The 315-nt window shown below is 40.6% G+C and carries 1 protein-coding gene; it reads right to left on the bottom strand.

Annotated elements, in window-relative coordinates:
• Window positions 1-246: IS200/IS605 family transposase (tnpA, locus tag ACYQ2O_RS13055; protein WP_459796819.1), on the bottom strand; the 246-nt coding region annotated here is incomplete at its 3' end.
• Window positions 247-315: the final 69 nt, after the last annotated feature.

Genomic DNA, 315 nt, shown 5'->3' with positions numbered 1-315 from the left:
TTTCAAATACCCCATGAACTGAGATACACTCAACTTTGGTGGGATACTAACTAACATATGAATGTGATCCTTGCACGCATTCGCTTCGTGTATTTCCACTCCTTTTCTCTGACAAAGTTCTCGGATAATCTCACCGATGCTCTGTTTATACTTGCCATATATTATCTGTCTTCTGTACTTGTGTGCGGAAACGATGTGATACTTACATCTCCATTGTGAATGTGCTAAACTGTTCTTGTCCTTCATGGGACGCCTCCTTCAATGATTTGAGTAAGTGGTCGGGAAACCAACTTTATCTTATCATGAAGTGAGGCT

The organism is Alkalibacterium sp. m-11 (assembly GCF_054658155.1).
Note: the sequence above shows the minus strand (reverse complement) of the source record. Positions and strands in the feature narration are given on the sequence as shown.